The sequence below is a fragment of the Oceanihabitans sp. IOP_32 genome (assembly GCF_009498295.1).
Lineage (GTDB): Bacteria > Bacteroidota > Bacteroidia > Flavobacteriales > Flavobacteriaceae > Wocania > Wocania indica.
Genome location: NZ_CP040813.1, coordinates 1,383,758 through 1,400,792, shown reverse-complemented (window position 1 = coordinate 1,400,792; position 17,035 = coordinate 1,383,758). Strand labels below are relative to the sequence as shown.

At 35.5% G+C, this 17,035-nt stretch carries 17 protein-coding genes; 14 read left to right on the top strand and 3 right to left on the bottom strand.

What is annotated here, in order from left to right; genetic code table 11:
- Positions 1–45 precede the first annotated feature (45 nt).
- Both FEZ18_RS05830 and FEZ18_RS05825 read left to right on the top strand, forming a co-directional pair.
- Entirely contained in the window at positions 46–1,146 is a 1,101-nt protein-coding gene (locus FEZ18_RS05830) for a serine hydrolase (protein ID WP_153267443.1), read from the top strand.
- A gap of 307 nt (positions 1,147–1,453) precedes the next feature.
- A complete protein-coding gene (locus FEZ18_RS05825; RefSeq protein WP_153267442.1) occupies positions 1,454–1,948 on the top strand; it encodes a hypothetical protein in 495 nt (164 codons plus the stop codon).
- Between the two features lie 322 nt (positions 1,949–2,270).
- Here the strand turns inward: FEZ18_RS05825 and FEZ18_RS05820 are convergent, their stop codons facing one another.
- The 3 genes from FEZ18_RS05820 to FEZ18_RS05810 are packed head-to-tail and all read right to left on the bottom strand — an operon-like array spanning position 2,271 to position 4,801.
- Positions 2,271–2,819, bottom strand: a complete 549-nt coding sequence (locus FEZ18_RS05820) for a CopD family protein (RefSeq protein WP_153267441.1) — start codon at positions 2,817–2,819, stop codon at positions 2,271–2,273.
- Positions 2,820–2,822: 3 nt separating this feature from the next.
- Positions 2,823–3,854 carry a ferrochelatase gene (gene hemH / locus FEZ18_RS05815; protein ID WP_153267440.1) on the bottom strand — a complete coding sequence of 344 codons (1,032 nt, stop codon included), beginning with the start codon at positions 3,852–3,854 and terminating at the stop codon, positions 2,823–2,825.
- 47 nt (positions 3,855–3,901) lie between these two features.
- Positions 3,902–4,801 (bottom strand): helix-turn-helix transcriptional regulator, encoded by a 900-nt coding sequence (locus FEZ18_RS05810; protein ID WP_153267439.1) that lies wholly within the window; start codon positions 4,799–4,801, stop codon positions 3,902–3,904.
- Between the two features lie 191 nt (positions 4,802–4,992).
- Between FEZ18_RS05810 and hemA the strand changes: the two genes are divergently transcribed.
- From hemA to FEZ18_RS05750, 12 genes are all read left to right on the top strand, one after another.
- Positions 4,993–6,264: a glutamyl-tRNA reductase gene (hemA, locus tag FEZ18_RS05805; RefSeq protein WP_153267438.1), complete on the top strand. Its 1,272-nt coding sequence runs from the start codon at positions 4,993–4,995 to the stop codon at positions 6,262–6,264.
- 133 nt (positions 6,265–6,397) lie between these two features.
- Positions 6,398–7,987 (top strand): hydroxymethylbilane synthase, encoded by a 1,590-nt coding sequence (gene hemC, locus FEZ18_RS05800; RefSeq protein WP_153267437.1) that lies wholly within the window; start codon positions 6,398–6,400, stop codon positions 7,985–7,987.
- Between the two features lie 96 nt (positions 7,988–8,083).
- Positions 8,084–8,302 (top strand): four helix bundle protein, encoded by a 219-nt coding sequence (locus tag FEZ18_RS05795; RefSeq protein ID WP_153267436.1) that lies wholly within the window; start codon positions 8,084–8,086, stop codon positions 8,300–8,302.
- Between the two features lie 178 nt (positions 8,303–8,480).
- Entirely contained in the window at positions 8,481–9,509 is a 1,029-nt protein-coding gene (gene hemE, locus FEZ18_RS05790; RefSeq protein ID WP_153267435.1) for a uroporphyrinogen decarboxylase, read from the top strand.
- Between the two features lie 105 nt (positions 9,510–9,614).
- Entirely contained in the window at positions 9,615–10,373 is a 759-nt protein-coding gene (locus FEZ18_RS05785; protein ID WP_153267434.1) for an EI24 domain-containing protein, read from the top strand.
- Positions 10,374–10,477: 104 nt separating this feature from the next.
- Positions 10,478–11,470 carry a porphobilinogen synthase gene (gene hemB / locus FEZ18_RS05780; RefSeq protein ID WP_153267433.1) on the top strand — a complete coding sequence of 331 codons (993 nt, stop codon included), beginning with the start codon at positions 10,478–10,480 and terminating at the stop codon, positions 11,468–11,470.
- Positions 11,471–11,646: 176 nt separating this feature from the next.
- Positions 11,647–12,936, top strand: a complete 1,290-nt coding sequence (locus FEZ18_RS05775; RefSeq protein ID WP_153267432.1) for a serine hydrolase domain-containing protein — start codon at positions 11,647–11,649, stop codon at positions 12,934–12,936.
- 50 nt (positions 12,937–12,986) lie between these two features.
- Positions 12,987–14,105, top strand: coding sequence for a CNNM domain-containing protein (locus FEZ18_RS05770; protein ID WP_153267431.1), 1,119 nt, complete (start codon positions 12,987–12,989; stop codon positions 14,103–14,105).
- A complete protein-coding gene (locus FEZ18_RS05765; protein WP_153267430.1) occupies positions 14,105–14,578 on the top strand; it encodes a methylated-DNA--[protein]-cysteine S-methyltransferase in 474 nt (157 codons plus the stop codon). The genes FEZ18_RS05770 and FEZ18_RS05765 overlap by 1 nt, the downstream gene beginning before the upstream one ends.
- A complete protein-coding gene (locus tag FEZ18_RS05760; protein ID WP_153267429.1) occupies positions 14,579–15,115 on the top strand; it encodes a PaaI family thioesterase in 537 nt (178 codons plus the stop codon).
- Positions 15,116–15,170: 55 nt separating this feature from the next.
- Positions 15,171–16,328, top strand: coding sequence for a serine hydrolase domain-containing protein (locus tag FEZ18_RS05755; protein WP_153267428.1), 1,158 nt, complete (start codon positions 15,171–15,173; stop codon positions 16,326–16,328).
- Positions 16,318–17,031 carry a 3'-5' exonuclease gene (locus FEZ18_RS05750; protein WP_153267427.1) on the top strand — a complete coding sequence of 238 codons (714 nt, stop codon included), beginning with the start codon at positions 16,318–16,320 and terminating at the stop codon, positions 17,029–17,031. Before FEZ18_RS05755 ends, FEZ18_RS05750 begins: the two co-directional genes overlap by 11 nt.
- Positions 17,032–17,035 lie beyond the last annotated feature (4 nt).

Sequence of the window (17,035 nt, the reverse complement as noted above, 5' to 3'; positions counted from 1 at the left end):
ATCTAGAAAAGAAATGCTATATTTATTGGAACTAATTTTACAGCCATGCGTTTTTTCTTTTTAGTCGGGATTATTATCTTAATAAGCTGTAAAAGCGAAATTAAAAATCCCATCGAAAGGGTGATGACTTCTCAAAACAGTCAAATTAAAGCGGTGTTCGACGCTATAGAAGACCACGAAGTTCAAATTCTATTTACCGAAATTAAAAGACAACATGATACCGTATATTTTGAAGATCACGTCTATCAGGTAGACGACAGCTGTTATTTTTATCCAGCAAGTACCGTAAAGCTTCCCATTGCTATACTGGCCTTAGAAAAATTAAATACCAACAAACTAATAGACAGAAACACCGTTTTTAATTTAGAAAACGATAGTATAAAAACGACCGTCTCTAAAGCGATTGAAAGAATTTTTGCTGTCAGCGACAATACGGCTTTTAATCAATTATTTGAATACTTAGGAAAAGACTATATCAACCTAAAGCTTAAAGAAAAAGGCATAAAAGGGAGCGTTTCTCATCGTTTATCGGTTACAAATTCAGACGATTTAAAAACAAAACCACTTGTATTTTACAACAATAATAAAGTCGTTTTTAAAACGAGTTCGCACATAAACGACCCTATTAAGCCTCTAAAACTTAAAAAGCTTAAAAAAGGAAAAGGGTTTAAGGTTGGCGATAGTTTGGTAAATGCGCCTATGGACTTTGCTTTAAAAAATTATTTGCCCTTAACAGCTTTGCATGGCATAATGAAACGCATTATGTTTCCGGAGCTATATCCTAAAAAAGCGCAGTTTCATTTAACTGAAAACGATAGGAATTTTATAATACAGGCGATGGGGATGTTGCCACATGAAGCAGGTTACCTATCTAAAGAATACCATGAAAGTTATGTCAAATTTTTAATGTTTGGCGACTCGAAAGCTGCCATTCCAAAACACATAAAAATATACAATAAGGTGGGTAGTGCTTACGGTACTTTAACAGATTGCGCATATATAATAAACGAAAAAACTAAAAAAGAATTTATTATGACGGCAACAATACATGTGAATAAAAACCAGGTCTTTAACGACAATATTTATGAGTACGACACTATTGGATTGTCGTTTTTAGCCGAGTTAGGTAGACAATTGGTTGATTGAGGTTTTGTTAGGCTTGTTGAAATTTCAAAATAGTTACAAGATTAGCTTGAAAACAGCGGTTTTTCACTTAAAACTTACCGAGTATAATAGGTGTTATACTAAAGTTTAATTCAATTTAAATCATCATACAAGAATGCACCTTGGGAAACCTACGAAATTAGTAAAAGCCATCAGACTTATTTAAATCGAACCAACCCAACCAAACAATAAACCCCGAACTCGGTTTTGTTGAAATTAACTATATTTGAAGCTAATAATTTATTGTTTTAACAAAAGTCGCCTAGATGACTTGAATTAACCTACCCATATGAAATATTTTAAAATCATTGTATTAGTATTCGTTTCAGCCGTTTTTTTAAATAGCTGTAAAGACACATCTGAAGCACCAAAGCAAGGCGCTTCAAAATCACCCCAAGCATTGGATGTAAAAACGCCTACAAAGTCGGCCACAACCCAACCAATATCGGCAGATTCTGGTCAAAATGCTTTAGGTATTTGGCATTATACCTGTATAAAAGGTTGTCCAGGGGGTGCTGGCACCACGGGTAAATGTAACAATTGTGGAAGTCTTTTAGCGCATAATCCAGCGTATCACGGAAGTGCTAACATGAATAGCGCTCCAGCGTCTTCGGCGCCTTTTGCTAATCCACCTGTTGCAGCCCCAACTGCTCCAGCTGGTCAAAATAGTGCGGGCGTTTGGCATTATACTTGTAGTAAAGGTTGTGCTGGGGGATCTGGTGTAGTTGAGCCTTGTGCTAGCTGCGGGGAAACATTAGTGCATAATGTAGCGTTTCATCAGTAAAGAAAGAGGCCTTTTGTTTTTAGATTTTTAGAGAGAGCGTTGTTTACAAGACTGTTTTACAATCTTGAGATACATAATTTTATAGAAACCATTCCACCAAGAATCTATTATGTTAGAACGAGTATAATAAAGGCCAGCCCGTTTCATATCAAAAAACCCAAAAGCACAACCTTTGGGTTTTTTTTATTGTCCCTTACTAAAATAGCGATACACTAAATCCTTAGTGTAATCAAAATATCTTTAAACACTGGTTATGTAAAGCTTTTGTCTTAAGATAAAAGACCAATAATAATTGTCATATCAATGCTATTTTGGGCGTGGTTTAAGCCTCGGGATTCTTTTTTCTTATGTTCTTATATAACTTAAAACCGAGCATGATTAATACTCCTAAAACAAAAATGCCAACCACACCAAACACCCAGTTTAAAGCGTTTTTTAAGAGGGCTAAAAACACAACGGCAAAGAGGATAAAAGTGGCGCCTTCATTCCAAATTCGCATAAAGCTCGATGATTTTTTAATTACATCGTTCTGTAATTGTTTAAAATATTGATGCGTTTTAAAATGGTAAATAAAAAGCAGTACCACAAACACGAGTTTAACATGCATCCAAGGTTGTTGCAGTAAACTAGGGTTTATAACAAATAAAACTAAGCCAAAAAGCGTGGCTAAAATTGCCGAAGGCCAAGTAATAATATGCCACAATCTTTTGGCCATAAGTTTTAATTGTTTGCCCAGAATTTCCTTATCTGGTGAAGGTTTATCAGCAGCTTCTATTTGATAAACAAACAAACGTGGAATGTAGAATAAACCTGCAAACCACGTTATTATAAAGATAAGATGTAGCGCTTTTATATAAAAGTAGTGCTCCATGTTTTATACTGTTTCCACTTTTGCGCTTACCCATGTGTTTACCCATTTGGCGAGTAAGGCAACCCATTCATCATCATCATTTAAGCACGGGATCGTCGTAAAATCCTTCCCGCCAACTTCGTGAAATATTTCTTCACCTTCCATGGCAATTTCCTCTAATGTTTCAAGACAATCACTCACAAATGCAGGGGTTACAATGGCCATATTTTCAATGCCTTGTTTTCCTAAACGTTCTATGGTTCTATCGGTATAAGGCTGTAACCATGGGTCGAAACCTAAACGCGATTGAAACGATGTGGAATATGTGCCCTCTTCAAGGCCTAGCTTTTCGCCAACGAGTCGTGTAACTTCTAAACACTGGTGTCTGTAACAGTATTGGTGCGCCTTACTTGGTGTTGCACAACAGCTTCCATCTATTTTACAATGAGATTTTGTGATATCACTTTTACGAATGTGTCGCTCTGGTACACCGTGGTAAGAAAACAATAAATGCTCATATTTTTTACCTTCTAAATGCCTTTTAATAGAGTTTGAAAGCACTTCAATATAATCAGGTTTATTGTAAAAGGCCGGAACAGAGTCTATAGAAATTTCAGGAAAATGTTCTTGGCGGAGCGATTCGGCGAGTACTGTAATTGTTTCTGTAGTGGCCATGGCAAATTGAGGGTATAAAGGGAACAATAAAACCTCATTAACGCCTTTGTTTACTAGTTCTTGAAGGCCTTTTTTAATGGTCATGCTGCCATAGCGCATAGCCAAAGCTACAGGTACATCTACCTGTTTTTGAAGTTTCTTTTGTAATCTTTCCGACAATACAATTAAGGGAGAACCTTCGTCCCACCATATTTTTTTATAAGCTGCAGCCGATTGTTTTGGGCGCGTATTTAGTATAATACCTTTTACTAAGGCAGTTCTCGCAAGTAACGGAATATCGATAACGCGCTCGTCCATTAAAAATTCACCTAGATATTTTTTAACATCTTTAGGTTCGGGACTGTCTGGAGACCCTAAGTTTACTAATAGTATTCCTTTCATATGTTTTTTTTGGTTCCTTGATTTTTTTTCAACCTAACGGTTTTAATTTATGTTTGAGACATTAAATACTTTTTTGGCGTGGTACCATATTTTTTTTTAAAAGCGGCAATAAAATGACTCGATGTGCTGTAGCCCACCTTAAGGCCTACTTCGTTGACATTAAGTTCGCCAGTTTCTAATAGTTTTCTGGCGACCTCCATCTTGTAATCGATTAAAAAGCTAAAAACGGAGTCGCCATAAATTTGTTTAAATCCTTCTTTTAATTTTTTCAAACTTAATCCTATTTCGTCTGCTAATTCTTGTAAGCTTGGTGGCTCTGACATTCTTGAAATAATAATATCTTTAGCCTTTCTTATTTTTATAACATTGGTTTCATCTTCTAAAAACGGGCACTGCTCAATATCTGTGTCTTCACTTCTATTAAAATACAGGCTTAACAGTTCGTAAGCTTTACCTTGAAAGTAAAGTCTTTTTATTGACGGATTTAGGTTAAAGCTAATTAACTGGTTTAAAACAATAGCCATAGACGGCGAAATAACCCCTTCTTTGTAATACTTTTTATCCTTGTTGTCTTCATTTAAAAATGAAATATAATCGGCTTCTAAAGAAAACAGACTATGAAATTTTTTAATTGAAATAAGTAGAGATACCACCCAAGAGTTTGGGTTTAATTCTAAATTAATGGGTAAATTTTGCTGGGGGTTGTATAGTAATAAGGAGTGATCTTCCTTAATGTTTAAACCGTATGTGCCTTGGTTAAAAACAAATTTGCTTAGACCTTTTAAGCAAAAGTGAAACTGAATGAATTTGCTACCAATTTCTTTTGATACCTTTTCAACTTGATTACTATCATTTTTGTAGGTAAAGACGAAAAAACCATCATCTACAACCGTTTTATTAAAAGTACCGCTAGCGACATTTTTTTCGATAATTTCCTGATTATTCATTTTTGCTTTATTTAGATTCATTCTAAATCAACAGAGCTATAAAGCTCTATGGGCTTACAAAAATAACGTTTTCGAGTCACATTATTAAAATAAAATACCAAAAAACTACAAGCGATATTAAAAGTTCTTTTGGCGTTGTTTTTTGACTAACATACTTGCTATATTTGTTAGGCAATTTTTTCAAACTGTAAATGTTAAAATACAATATATCACGAAGTAGTTTTTTTTATGCTATTGGGCTAAGTTACAAAAAAGCCGATGCGAATGTTAGAGGGCGTTTTAGCCTCGATGAGAATGCTAAGCTTGCACTTTTAAATCAAGCCAAAGAAAATGGTATTGAGAGCTTAGTAGTGAATTCTACCTGTAATAGAACTGAAATTTATGGTTTTGCGCAGCATCCCTTCCAGCTTATTGAGTTGCTTTGCGACAATACTAGAGGTAGCGTTGAAGAGTTTAAAGAGGTGGCTTATATTCATGAAAACAAGGCGGCTATAGCACATATGTTTCGTGTAGGTTCTGGATTGGATAGCCAGATTTTAGGTGATTTCGAAATTATTAGTCAGCTTAAAAAAAGCGCTAAACTTTCTAGAAAATTCGGTTTGCTTAATCATTTTACCGAACGCTTAGTAAATGCTGTAATTCAGGCTAGTAAACGCATTAAAACCGAGACTAATATCTCATCTGGTGCCACATCGGCATCTTTTGCGTCTGTACAATACATTTTAAACACCATTGAAGATGTCTCCAGTAAAAATATTCTGCTCTTCGGAACAGGTAAAATAGGGAGAGATACTTGCGAAAACTTGGTAAAACACACGAAAAACGACCATATAACCTTAATTAACAGAACAAAAACTAAAGCCGAACAAGTTGCAGGTAAGTTTAATTTAGTGGTTAAAGATTATGCGAATTTACAAGAAGAGCTTAATGCTTCAGATGTGTTAATTGTAGCTACAGGGGCGCAACGTCCAACCATCGATAAGCAACTTATAACTACTAAAAAACCACTTTTAATTCTAGATTTATCTATTCCTAAAAATGTAGATGATAACGTGAGTGAGTTGGGCAATGTTTCTTTAATTCATCTCGATCACTTATCGAGATTAACCGATCAAACCTTAGCTGAGCGGAAAAAGCATATTCCTTTAGCAGAAACTATAATTGAAACGGTTAATTCAGAATTTAACGCTTGGTTAGAAACCCGAAAATTTGCTCCTACAATTAAGGCTTTAAAACTTAAACTGAATGATTTTAAAGTAGCTGAGTTAGATACCCAACGTAAAAAACTTTCAGATTTCAACGAGCAGCAAGCCGAGATAATTAGTAATAATATCATTCAAAAAATTACAAATCATTTCGCACATCATTTAAAAGACAACGAAGTTTCTACCGAGGAAAGTCTTGAGCTTATTAAAAAAGTGTTTCAGCTGGAGAATCCACCAAAAAAAGCTGATATTGCCTAAGCTGTAAAACAAGCTTAAGTAAAGCTCGTTTTATTTTGTTAGCTTAGCACGCTTATAAAGCAGGCTAAGCATATTCACCTTGTTTTTTGCCTTCAATTCAATTAAATACAACTCAACTAATTAATTCAGCATTTTGAAATCCCACCAAGAAAGAATCATAAGAATTGGCACCCGCGATAGTGAATTAGCCTTATGGCAAGCCAACACCGTAAAACAACAGCTCGAAAATTTAGGCCATAAAACAGTTATAGTCCCTATAAAATCTAGAGGCGATATTGTTTTAGATAAACCGCTCTATCAACTGGGTATTACTGGTATTTTCACGCGAGCTTTAGATTTATCTATGCTTAATAAGGATATTGATATTGCGGTGCACTCTTCAAAAGATGTGCCCACTATTTTTCCTAAAGGCATTGTACAAGCGGCGGTTATAAAGCGCGGTAATGTAAACGACACCTTAGTATTTAAAAACAACGAAGAGTTTTTAAGTGCTAAGCATGCCGTAATTGCAACAGGTAGTTTACGCCGTAAAGCACAATGGCTTAACAGATATCCTACACATACTATTGTAGATATTCGTGGTAACGTAATTTCTAGAATGCAAAAACTTCAAGATAATGAAGATTGGAATGCTACTATTTTTGCAGCCGCTGGTATAGGTCGTATTGGTGTGCGACCAGAAGATGCCATTAATTTAGATTGGATGATTCCTGCTCCTGCTCAAGGGGCTATTATGGTTACTGCGCCAGCAGACGATGAAGAGGTTTTAGCCATTTGTAGAGAAATAAATCACGAAGAAACAGAGATTTGTGTGGGTATTGAGCGTGAATTTTTAAATAAATTAGAAGGTGGGTGTACGGCACCCATTGGTGCATTGGCATATATTAAAAATGAAGAGGTTAACTTTAAAGGCGTTTTATTAAGCGGTGATGGTTCGAAAAGAATTGATGTAACACGGGTAAAAAAGCTTGGCGAGCATCACGATATAGCACAGTATTGTGCAGATTTTGTAATTGAGCGCGGTGGTAAACGTTTAATGGATAGTATTCGAGGTGTCGCCAAAAGAACGAATGTATATTCTACCAAATCACTTACCGAAACGCAGCGGTTGCTGTTTAAGGATAAGGTGCATGTTGAAAGTGCCGATTTTATAAAATTTAGCTTAAACAGAATACCTGCTAGACTGTTAAAGAACCAAATTGAAAACGTTATCATTACCAGTAAAAATGCTGTAGAGTCGTTAATTACCAATTATTCGGCAACCGAATTGCAATTTAAAAATATTTATTGTGTGGGCAGGCGTACCAAGCGTCTAGTTGAACAAAAAATTGGGAAGGTAGCCCATGTAGAAAATAGTGCTAAAAAATTAGCAGACTATTTAGTTGAATTCATGGAGGGTACCGAAGTGACTTATTTTTGTAGTGATTTAAGGTTAGATGATTTGCCAAACATATTAGAAGAAAATCATATTAAAGTCAACGAAATTGAAGCTTACCAAACCAAGTTCGATGGTATAAAAGTTATAGATTCGGTTGAAAGTGTGATGTTTTTCAGTCCGTCTGCAGTAAATAGTTTCTTGCAAATAAATAACACCGATGTTATCGCTTTTTGCCTAGGAGAATCGACTGCAAACGAAGCTAAAAAACATTTTAAAGACGTTAGAGTGGCCAAAATGCCAAGTGTAGAGAGTGTTATTGAATTGGTTAATGAACATTACGTGTGATACGGCATTACGAGAAACCCAGTGACGTGGTAACCTCTTGACTATTTAAGATTAACACGGCAAAGTTGTTATCGCCAACAGTTAGTAGTATGAATTATGAGAGACTTTAAAAAATTAAACATCTGGAAAAATGCAATAGAACTCGTAAAACAGGTTTCTTTTCTGTTTGATAAAATACCCACAGATGAAAGGTTTGGATTGAAAAGTCAATTTAACAGAGCGCTAGTTTTAGTGCCTTCAAATATAGCAGGAGGATGCATTAGAAATAGCGAAGTTCCGCTAATAAAAACCTGTGAGGTTCTCGCGAATAAATAGATTTAATCTCTAAAAGCATCACGCATTATTAATTAGGGTTAATATAGTTGAAAGAACTGATAATCATTTTTGATTTAATTCAAAAAGAAGCTAAAATGATCAATAGTTTAATTAATAGAATAAAAAATAGCTGATAAGCCAAAGTGAAAAGCCAAAAGCCATCAGCCAAAAGCTAGATATGAAAAACGATTTATTTTTAAGAGCCTTAAAAGGCGAAGTAGTGGATCGTCCACCTGTTTGGATGATGCGTCAAGCTGGGCGTTATTTACCAGAATTTATGGCCATTCGTGAGAAATACGATTTTTTTACACGGTGTAGAACCCCAGAATTGGCAAGTGAAATTACGGTACAGCCCATTCGCCGCTACGGTATGGATGCCGCGATTTTGTTTTGTGATATTTTGGTTATTCCGCAGGCCATGAATATCGAGGTGCAAATGAAACCTAATTTTGGCCCTTATTTACCAAATCCGGTGCGTACTCAAAAAGATGTCGATAATGTTATTGTTCCCGATGTTACGGTAGAATTAGACTATGTGTATCAAGCGATAAAAGCCACAAAAGAATTATTAAACGATGATATTCCATTAATTGGTTTTGCAGGATCTCCGTGGACTATTCTTTGTTATTGTGTGCAAGGTCAAGGCAGTAAAAATTTTGATAAAGCGAAAGAATTCTGTTTTACAAATCCTGTGGCAGCACATCAATTATTACAGAAAATAACCGATACAACCATAGCCTATTTGAAAGAAAAAGTGAAGGCGGGTGTAAATGCGGTTCAAATTTTCGACTCTTGGGGAGGTATGCTATCCCCTGCCGATTATCAAGAATTTTCGTGGCAATACATCAATCAAATCATTGAAGCTTTAAAAGATGAGACACCGGTTATTACCTTTGGTAAGGGCTGTTGGTTTGCGCTTGGCGATATGGCAAAATCTAACGCTTCGGCATTGGGTATAGACTGGACCTGCTCACCAAAAAACGCACGTGCTTTAACCGGCGGCAACATCACGTTACAGGGTAATTTTGACCCCTCACGTTTGTTATCACCACCAGCGGTAATCAAGAAAATGGTAACCCAAATGATAAATGAGTTTGGGAAAGACAAGTACATTGTAAATCTTGGTCACGGTATTTTACCACATATTCCTTTAGATAATGCAAAAGCCTTTATTGATGCTGTAAAAGAGTATCAAAGTCCTTCGTAATCTTTCTCAAAGGAATAAATTATAAATATCAAGAAGATTTGCATATTTTAAGAGATAAACCTTATTAATACCCGTTCCACAAAGAGCGGGTTAGCGAAAAATATTATGCTTAAAAACATATTATTAGGAGTGAAAGCCTACTTTGGCGCTTTTAGTTTAATCTCCAAGCTTAAACTCTGGAAATACTTTGCTATACCTGTACTTATTAGTGTGGTAACGGCTATAGCTATTGGAGTTTCGGCCTATGGGCTTTCCGATAATATTGGCGGATTAATTTCCAAATTATGGATTTGGGAATGGGGAAAACAAACCTTTATAACCATTGGAAATGTTATTGGTGGTTTATTTATTATAGTGATAGGGTTAATACTTTATAAACATATTATAATGGCCTTATCGGCTCCGTTTATGAGTCCAGTTTCCGAAAAAATTGAAATGCATTTAACAGGAGTCTCAAACCAATCGGATAGAAATACCTCGTTTTTCGATCAACTTTGGCGGGGTATTAAAATAAATGTGGCCAATCTAATAAAAGAACTCTTAATAACTATCCCTATTTTATTGCTTAAGTTTATCCCAGTGGTCAATATGTTTTCAACCATTTTATTATTTATTGTACAAGCTTATTACGCTGGTTTTGGTAATATGGATTATACTTTAGAGCGGCATTATAAATATGCCGAAAGCACAAGATTTGTTCGTAAGCATCGCGGTTTGGCCATTGGTAACGGTTTAGTTTTCATGTTGTTTTTGTTTATTCCCGTTATTGGGGTTATTATCGTGTTGCCTTTATCGGTAACCGCTGCTACTGTTAGAACGGTTGAAGCGCTTCAGCTTAATAAAAAAATTGAGAGTACCATTTAATTTGTAGAACAAATTTGTTTAATGAAAAAATAAGGAGCGTTGTATATTCAACAATAAGGTTTAATCGCCATCGAAACCTTTTCAAAATAAAAAAATAAATTATTATGTTTCCAATAAGAAGAAATAGAAGATTCAGAACCAACGAAGCCATGCGTGCATTAGTTCGAGAAACCAGTATCACGCCAAACGATTTTATAGTACCCATATTTGTAGTTGAAGGTCAAGGTGTTAAGGAAGAGATTGATTCCATGCCCAATTACTTCCGGTACAGTTTAGACTTGCTAGAGAATGAGGTTAAAGAACTTTGGAGTCTGGGATTAAAATCGGTTTTACTCTTTGTAAAAGTACCCGATAATTTAAAAGATAATGCAGGTAAAGAAGCCTTAAACCCAAACGGTTTAATGCAACGCGCCATAAAAACCGTTAAAAATACTTGTCCGGATATGTTGGTGATGACGGATGTGGCTTTAGATCCATACTCTATGTACGGTCATGACGGTATTGTAGAAAACGGTAAAATTCTAAATGATGCTACCGCCAATTTTTTGGCTGAAATGAGTGTGTCTCATGCTCAAGCTGGTGCAAATATTGTAGCTCCAAGTGATATGATGGATGGAAGAATTTTGGCAATTCGCAACGCCTTAGATGGTCAAGGTTTAATAGATACTGGTATTATGAGCTACTCAGCTAAGTACGCCTCTGCTTTTTATGGCCCTTTTAGAGATGCTTTAGATTCTGCACCAGTAGATTTAGAACATATTCCAAAAGATAAAAAAACCTATCAAATGGATTTTGCAAATCGCATTGAAGCCCTTAAAGAAACCCAAATGGATATTGATGAAGGTGCAGATATTGTGATGGTAAAACCCGGATTGTGTTATTTAGATATTGTTCGCGAAATTAAAAATGATGTCGATGTACCTGTGGCGGTGTATCAAGTTTCGGGCGAATATGCTATGCTAAAAGCTGCAGCCGAAAAAGGCTGGTTAAACCACGATGCTGTTATGCTAGAACAAATTACCGCGATAAAACGTGCTGGAGCCGATATTATAGCGTCTTATTTTGCAAAAGATGTTATTAAACTTATTAATCGTTAAAATAAATTTGTGTCCTATTTTTTTTCGTACCAAAAGGGAGATGTTGCTATATGATAGCAATTTGTCGTACTTTGCGGATAATTAAAAATAAATTTATTTTTCTGAAGGCTTTACAAGCATGGCAAAAGAGTGTTAAAAAATGATTTCGTAACTTTAAAGATACTTATTTTTTATATATGATTCATTTTAAGGTTTTTGCATTATGCTGTTTTTTGTTTCATGCCCAAATGACACAGGCGCAATTAAGCTATGATGTGCCAGAATCTGTTGGGTTGGATTCGACTTATATCAAAACTAAAGTCGACTCTATTCTGCAGGATGCCATCACTCAAAAAGCATTTCCTGGCGCACAATTATTAGTTGCTAAACAAGGCAAGATTATTTTTCATGAAACATACGGCTACCATACTTTTGATAGTATAACAAAAGTAGCTAAAGATGATGTTTACGATCTGGCATCGGTAACCAAAATAATGGGGCCATTGCCAGCATTAATGAAACTTTACGAAGACGGTAAGATAGATTTAGATGTACCTTTTAGTACTTATTGGCCCGAATGGAAAAATAAAAAGGATAAAAAAGACATTAGCCTTAGAGCACTTTTAGCGCATCAATCTGGAATGCAGCCGTATATCGTTTTTTTAGATGAGGTTGTAAAAAACGGAAAAATAAAAAAACGCTTCGTAAGAACTAAAAAAAGTAATCGGTTTTCAAATCAGGTTTACAACGGTTTGTATGTAAAAAACAGATTTAAAAATAAGGTGTATCGAAAAATTAAACGGGTTAAAGTGAACGACGAAAAAGAATATCTCTATTCTGGAATTGCTTCATTAATTTATCCGCAATTAATCGAAGATATTACTGGAGTACCTTATAGACGCTATATCCAAGCCCACTTTTATGAGCCTTTAGGTTGTAAGACACTTGGTTATCTTCCGAAGGATAAAAATTTTAAAAACGCTATAGTACCCACAGAAATGGATACTGTTTTTAGAAAACAACTTGTAAAAGGCTGGGTTCACGACGATAATGCGGCACTTTTTGGTGGTGTGTCGGGTAATGCTGGTTTATTTGGTAGCGCTACAGATATGGCCATATTTATGCAAATGTTGGTACAAAACGGAACCTACGATGGTAAGCAGTATTTTAAACCCGAAACCGTGAAAGAATTTACAAGAATTCAATATCCAGAAAATAATAATCGTAGAGGTTTGGGCTTCGACAAACCATTAATAGGTAACGATACTTTAAGTATTAAAGATGCTTACCCTGCGCCACAAGTAAGTCCAGAAAGTTTTGGTCATGCTGGTTTTACGGGTACTTTTGTTTGGGCAGACCCCAAAGAAGAACTTGTTTTTATTTTTCTTTCCAATCGCGTTTACCCCACAAGAACACATCGCCATCTTTATGAACTAAATATTAGACCTAAACTACAACAACTATTTTACACCAGTAGTAAAGATTAATATAATTTCTCATTTGAAATTAGTAATTTTGATTTTAATAAAAACACGATATGGGTTTACTTCTATTATATGCTTTTGTCTCTACAGGCTTCTCTTTTATTTGTTCTATACTTGAAGCGGTATTATTGAGCGTAACACCAACATTTATAAATTTAAAAAAGCAAGAAGGAAATGATTATGCCTACACCCTTGAGGCTTTAAAAAAAGACGTTGATAGACCATTAATAGCGATTCTTACCTTTAATACTATTGCACACACGGTTGGTGCTATTTTAGTTGGTGTTCAAGCAAAGGTAGCTTATGCTGAAATGTATGGTTCGAAAACTGTAAATTTTTTCGGATTAAAATTTACTGAAGATTTAATGGTTGGGGTGGTATCGACAGTAATGACGGTTTTAATTTTAGTGGCTTCAGAAATTATACCAAAAACCATTGGTGCTACCTATTGGAAATCGCTGGCAAAATTTACAACCAAGACCTTAAAAGTGCTTATGTTTCCATTAAAATGGACAGGTGTTCTTTGGGTGCTTCAGCTTACCACAAAATTAATTGGAGGCACTGGTCATGGCAGTATATTAAGTCGAGAAGGGTTTATGGTTATGGCCGATATGGCTCATGAAGAGGGGGTTTTCTTGGAGTCTGAAAGAAAAATTATTAAAAATCTATTAACCTTTAAAGAAATTAAGGCTAAAGATGTGATGACCCCACGTACCGTTATGAAGTTGGAGAATGAAACCATGACGGTTGAAGATTTTTTTAATAAAAATTTAGATTTACGTTTTTCTAGAGTACCTATTTATACCGATACCGAAGATAATATTACAGGCCTAGTTTTAAAAGACGATGTGTTTAAAGAAATGGCATTAGGAAACGGCAATAAAACCCTGCTAGACCTTAAACGTAACATTATTATTGTAGATCGCGATATGGCCATTCCCATATTATTCGATAACCTTATCGAAACCAAAAACCATATGGCCTTAGTGGTCGACGAGTATGGTACAGTGAGCGGCTTACTAACTATGGAAGATGTTATTGAAACCTTGCTGGGCTTAGAAATTATGGATGAAAAAGACAACGTGTCAGACCTTCAAGTGCAGGCTAGAAAAAACTGGAAATTAAGAGCTAAGAAATTAGGGCTTCTAGGGGAATCAAATCATGAAAAGTGATGGAAAGCTGCATCATTAAATCGCCTTTAGGGTTTACCAAAATAATTGGTGATGCAGCGGGTGTAGTTTCGATTACAGTATTAAATTCTGAAGAAAAACCCACAGATATTATTCCGCTTGAATTAGAAGATTGTGTCATTCAGCTTAACGAATATTTCGAGGGTAAACGCAAACAATTCAGTGTAAACCTTAACCCAAAAGGCACTAACTTTCAAAAACGCGTCTGGAAAGCTTTAGAGCAGATACCCTTCGGAAAAACCATATCATATTTAGAATTATCAAAACAACTGGGCGATGTAAAAGCCATTAGAGCCGTTGCCAATGCTAACGGTAAAAACCCAATCTGGATAATTATTCCCTGCCATCGTGTTATTGGTAGTGATGGCAGTTTAACGGGATATGCGGGCGGGTTGCACCGCAAAAAATGGCTCTTAGAACACGAAAGCCCAAACAAACAACAATCACTATTTTAAATGTACAAAACAGTTACTAAAATCGCAAAACGGTATTTTACCGATGCCCAAATATATAAATACGGCTTTAATTGGTCGCCAATGTACAGACGCACAACAGGCAGAGTTATTGAGGTGTCTGAAGACGGGTATTATGTTAAAATAAAAATTCCCTTAAGTCTAAAAAACAAGAATTATATGGGGAGTATTTTTGGAGGTAGTTTATTTTCGGCAACCGACCCGATTTATATGATTCAACTCATAAATATATTAAAAGACGATTATGTAGTTTGGGATAAAGAGGCCACCATACGATACAAGCGTCCCGCAAAAGAAACCGTGTTTACAGAATTTATTTTTACCCAAACAGATATAGAGCATATTAAACAAAGCGTTGCCAAAAATGGAGAAATGGATATGGTTAAAAATACAAACATTGTTACTAAAGATGGCTTGGTAATCGCAGAGCTTAGTAAAACTATTTATGTTGCAAATACGGCTTATTATAAATTAAAGCGCAAAAGTAAACTGGCAGCTAAATTAGCATCAACCCATTAATCACATTATGGTATAAATTTTCTTATATTTAGTATCTAAAAACAAAACTTAACCAATGACATTCTTAAAAAAAATTGTAAAGTGGCTTATAATCCTATTGGGTTTATTAATTGTAGTGCTTTACGCTACCGATACCGATTACTTACTTAAAGCCGTAAGAACCATTTATCTTAAAGGGCACTCTACAGCCTATTTAGAAGATTATAAAAAGTTCGATAACCAAGTGGTTAACAATGGCACGCCACAACCCTGGCCCAATCATAAAGATTACAATACAATTCAGGAAACCGAAAGTTTAAAACAAATTAATAACACCAACGGTACTATTGCTTATGTCATTATTAAGAACGACAGCATTTGGTTTGAAAAGTACTATGATGGATTTGATGAAAACTCTAAAACCAATTCGTTTTCAATGGCTAAAAGCTATGTTTCTGGTCTTATGGGCAAAGCTATTGAAGACGGGTATATAAAAAGTTTAGACCAGCCAGTAAGCGATTTTATTCCAGAATTTAGCGACGGGCTTGCTGCAAAAATGACAGTGGGGGATTTATCATCTATGGCATCTGGAACCAATTGGGACGAGAAATATTATTCGCCCTTATCCATTACAACACGTGCTTATTTTGACGACGATTTAGAAAAAGTTATTCTAGGCTTAAAAGTTGTTGAAGAACCAGGCAAAGCTTATAAATATTCTAGTGGCGATACACAAATGCTCGCTATGGTTATTGAAAAAGCTACAGGAAAAAAGATGTATGACTACCTAACCGAGAGTTTTTGGAAACCTTTAGGTAGTGAAAACCCAACACTTTGGCAAGTTGATAGTGAAGCCAACGATTTGGTTAAAGCTTACTGTTGTATTGCTAGTAATGCTAAAGATTTTGCGCGTTTTGGAAAACTTTATAAAGACCATGGCAAATGGAACGGTAAACCAATATTAGATTCCACTTTCGTAGCAAAATCCTTAACACCTCGTTTTCCTGAAAGTCCGGAGTACGGTTATGGTTGGTGGTTGAAAGACATAGGAAAAAAACATTTTTTTATGATGCGTGGACACCTCGGTCAGTATGTTTTTGTGGAGCCTAAAGACAATATTATTATTGTGCGACTTGGGCACTCTAAAGGGCCAGGAGATGCCATTGCATCGTTTACACCAGATATCCAAACGTATATTGAAGAAGCATATAGTATGTTAGGTTATGATTTATAAACTAAACTTAGAAAATATCTTATTTCTAGACATTGAAACCGTTCCAGAGGTAGAGCATTTTTCTGATTTAGATGAAACCAAACAAGTCCTTTGGGAGCATAAATCACAATACCAAAGAAAAGACGATTACACTGCCGAAGAATTTTATCCCCGTGCTGGCATCTGGGCAGAGTTTGGAAAAATAGTTTGTATTTCGGTGGGATATTTTACAAAACAAAAAGATGGTAGAAAATTTAGGGTCACCTCTTTTTATGGTGAAGAAAAAAAGATTCTTGAAGACTTTAAAACCCTCCTAACTTCTCATTTTAATAAAGCCAAACACTTACTCTGTGCGCACAACGGCAAAGAATTCGATTTTCCCTATATCGCACGACGTATGATAATTAATAATTTAAAACTTCCAGAAAAACTTAATTTGTTTGGTAAAAAACCTTGGGAAGTACCACATTTAGACACCTTGGAGCTTTGGAAGTTTGGCGACTATAAAAATTATACCTCATTAAAATTATTAACGAACGTTTTAGGCATTCCTTCACCTAAAGACGACATAGATGGAAGCGAAGTTTATAAGGTGTATTATCAAGAAAATGAAATAAACCGTATTGTAACTTACTGCGAAAAAGATACCATTGCAGTCGCTCAAATATTTTTAAGATTATGTGGCGAGGCACTTTTAAGCGAGGGTGAGATTATTCATGTATAATGTA

What these genes read in the sequence shown, in the direction of transcription:
- hemB (WP_153267433.1), top strand. Translation starts at nt 10,478, where the DNA reads ATGTTTCCAATAAGAAGAAATAGAAGATTCAGAACCAACGAAGCCATG.
- FEZ18_RS05830 (WP_153267443.1), top strand. Translation starts at nt 46, where the DNA reads ATGCGTTTTTTCTTTTTAGTCGGGATTATTATCTTAATAAGCTGTAAA.
- FEZ18_RS05765 (WP_153267430.1), top strand. Translation starts at nt 14,105, where the DNA reads ATGGAAAGCTGCATCATTAAATCGCCTTTAGGGTTTACCAAAATAATT.
- hemH (WP_153267440.1), bottom strand. Translation starts at nt 3,854, where the DNA reads ATGAAAGGAATACTATTAGTAAACTTAGGGTCTCCAGACAGTCCCGAA.
- hemA (WP_153267438.1), top strand. Translation starts at nt 4,993, where the DNA reads ATGTTAAAATACAATATATCACGAAGTAGTTTTTTTTATGCTATTGGG.
- FEZ18_RS05760 (WP_153267429.1), top strand. Translation starts at nt 14,579, where the DNA reads ATGTACAAAACAGTTACTAAAATCGCAAAACGGTATTTTACCGATGCC.
- hemE (WP_153267435.1), top strand. Translation starts at nt 8,481, where the DNA reads ATGAAAAACGATTTATTTTTAAGAGCCTTAAAAGGCGAAGTAGTGGAT.
- FEZ18_RS05810 (WP_153267439.1), bottom strand. Translation starts at nt 4,801, where the DNA reads ATGAATAATCAGGAAATTATCGAAAAAAATGTCGCTAGCGGTACTTTT.
- FEZ18_RS05820 (WP_153267441.1), bottom strand. Translation starts at nt 2,819, where the DNA reads ATGGAGCACTACTTTTATATAAAAGCGCTACATCTTATCTTTATAATA.
- FEZ18_RS05775 (WP_153267432.1), top strand. Translation starts at nt 11,647, where the DNA reads ATGATTCATTTTAAGGTTTTTGCATTATGCTGTTTTTTGTTTCATGCC.
- FEZ18_RS05750 (WP_153267427.1), top strand. Translation starts at nt 16,318, where the DNA reads ATGATTTATAAACTAAACTTAGAAAATATCTTATTTCTAGACATTGAA.
- FEZ18_RS05755 (WP_153267428.1), top strand. Translation starts at nt 15,171, where the DNA reads ATGACATTCTTAAAAAAAATTGTAAAGTGGCTTATAATCCTATTGGGT.
- FEZ18_RS05785 (WP_153267434.1), top strand. Translation starts at nt 9,615, where the DNA reads ATGCTTAAAAACATATTATTAGGAGTGAAAGCCTACTTTGGCGCTTTT.
- FEZ18_RS05795 (WP_153267436.1), top strand. Translation starts at nt 8,084, where the DNA reads ATGAGAGACTTTAAAAAATTAAACATCTGGAAAAATGCAATAGAACTC.
- FEZ18_RS05825 (WP_153267442.1), top strand. Translation starts at nt 1,454, where the DNA reads ATGAAATATTTTAAAATCATTGTATTAGTATTCGTTTCAGCCGTTTTT.
- FEZ18_RS05770 (WP_153267431.1), top strand. Translation starts at nt 12,987, where the DNA reads ATGGGTTTACTTCTATTATATGCTTTTGTCTCTACAGGCTTCTCTTTT.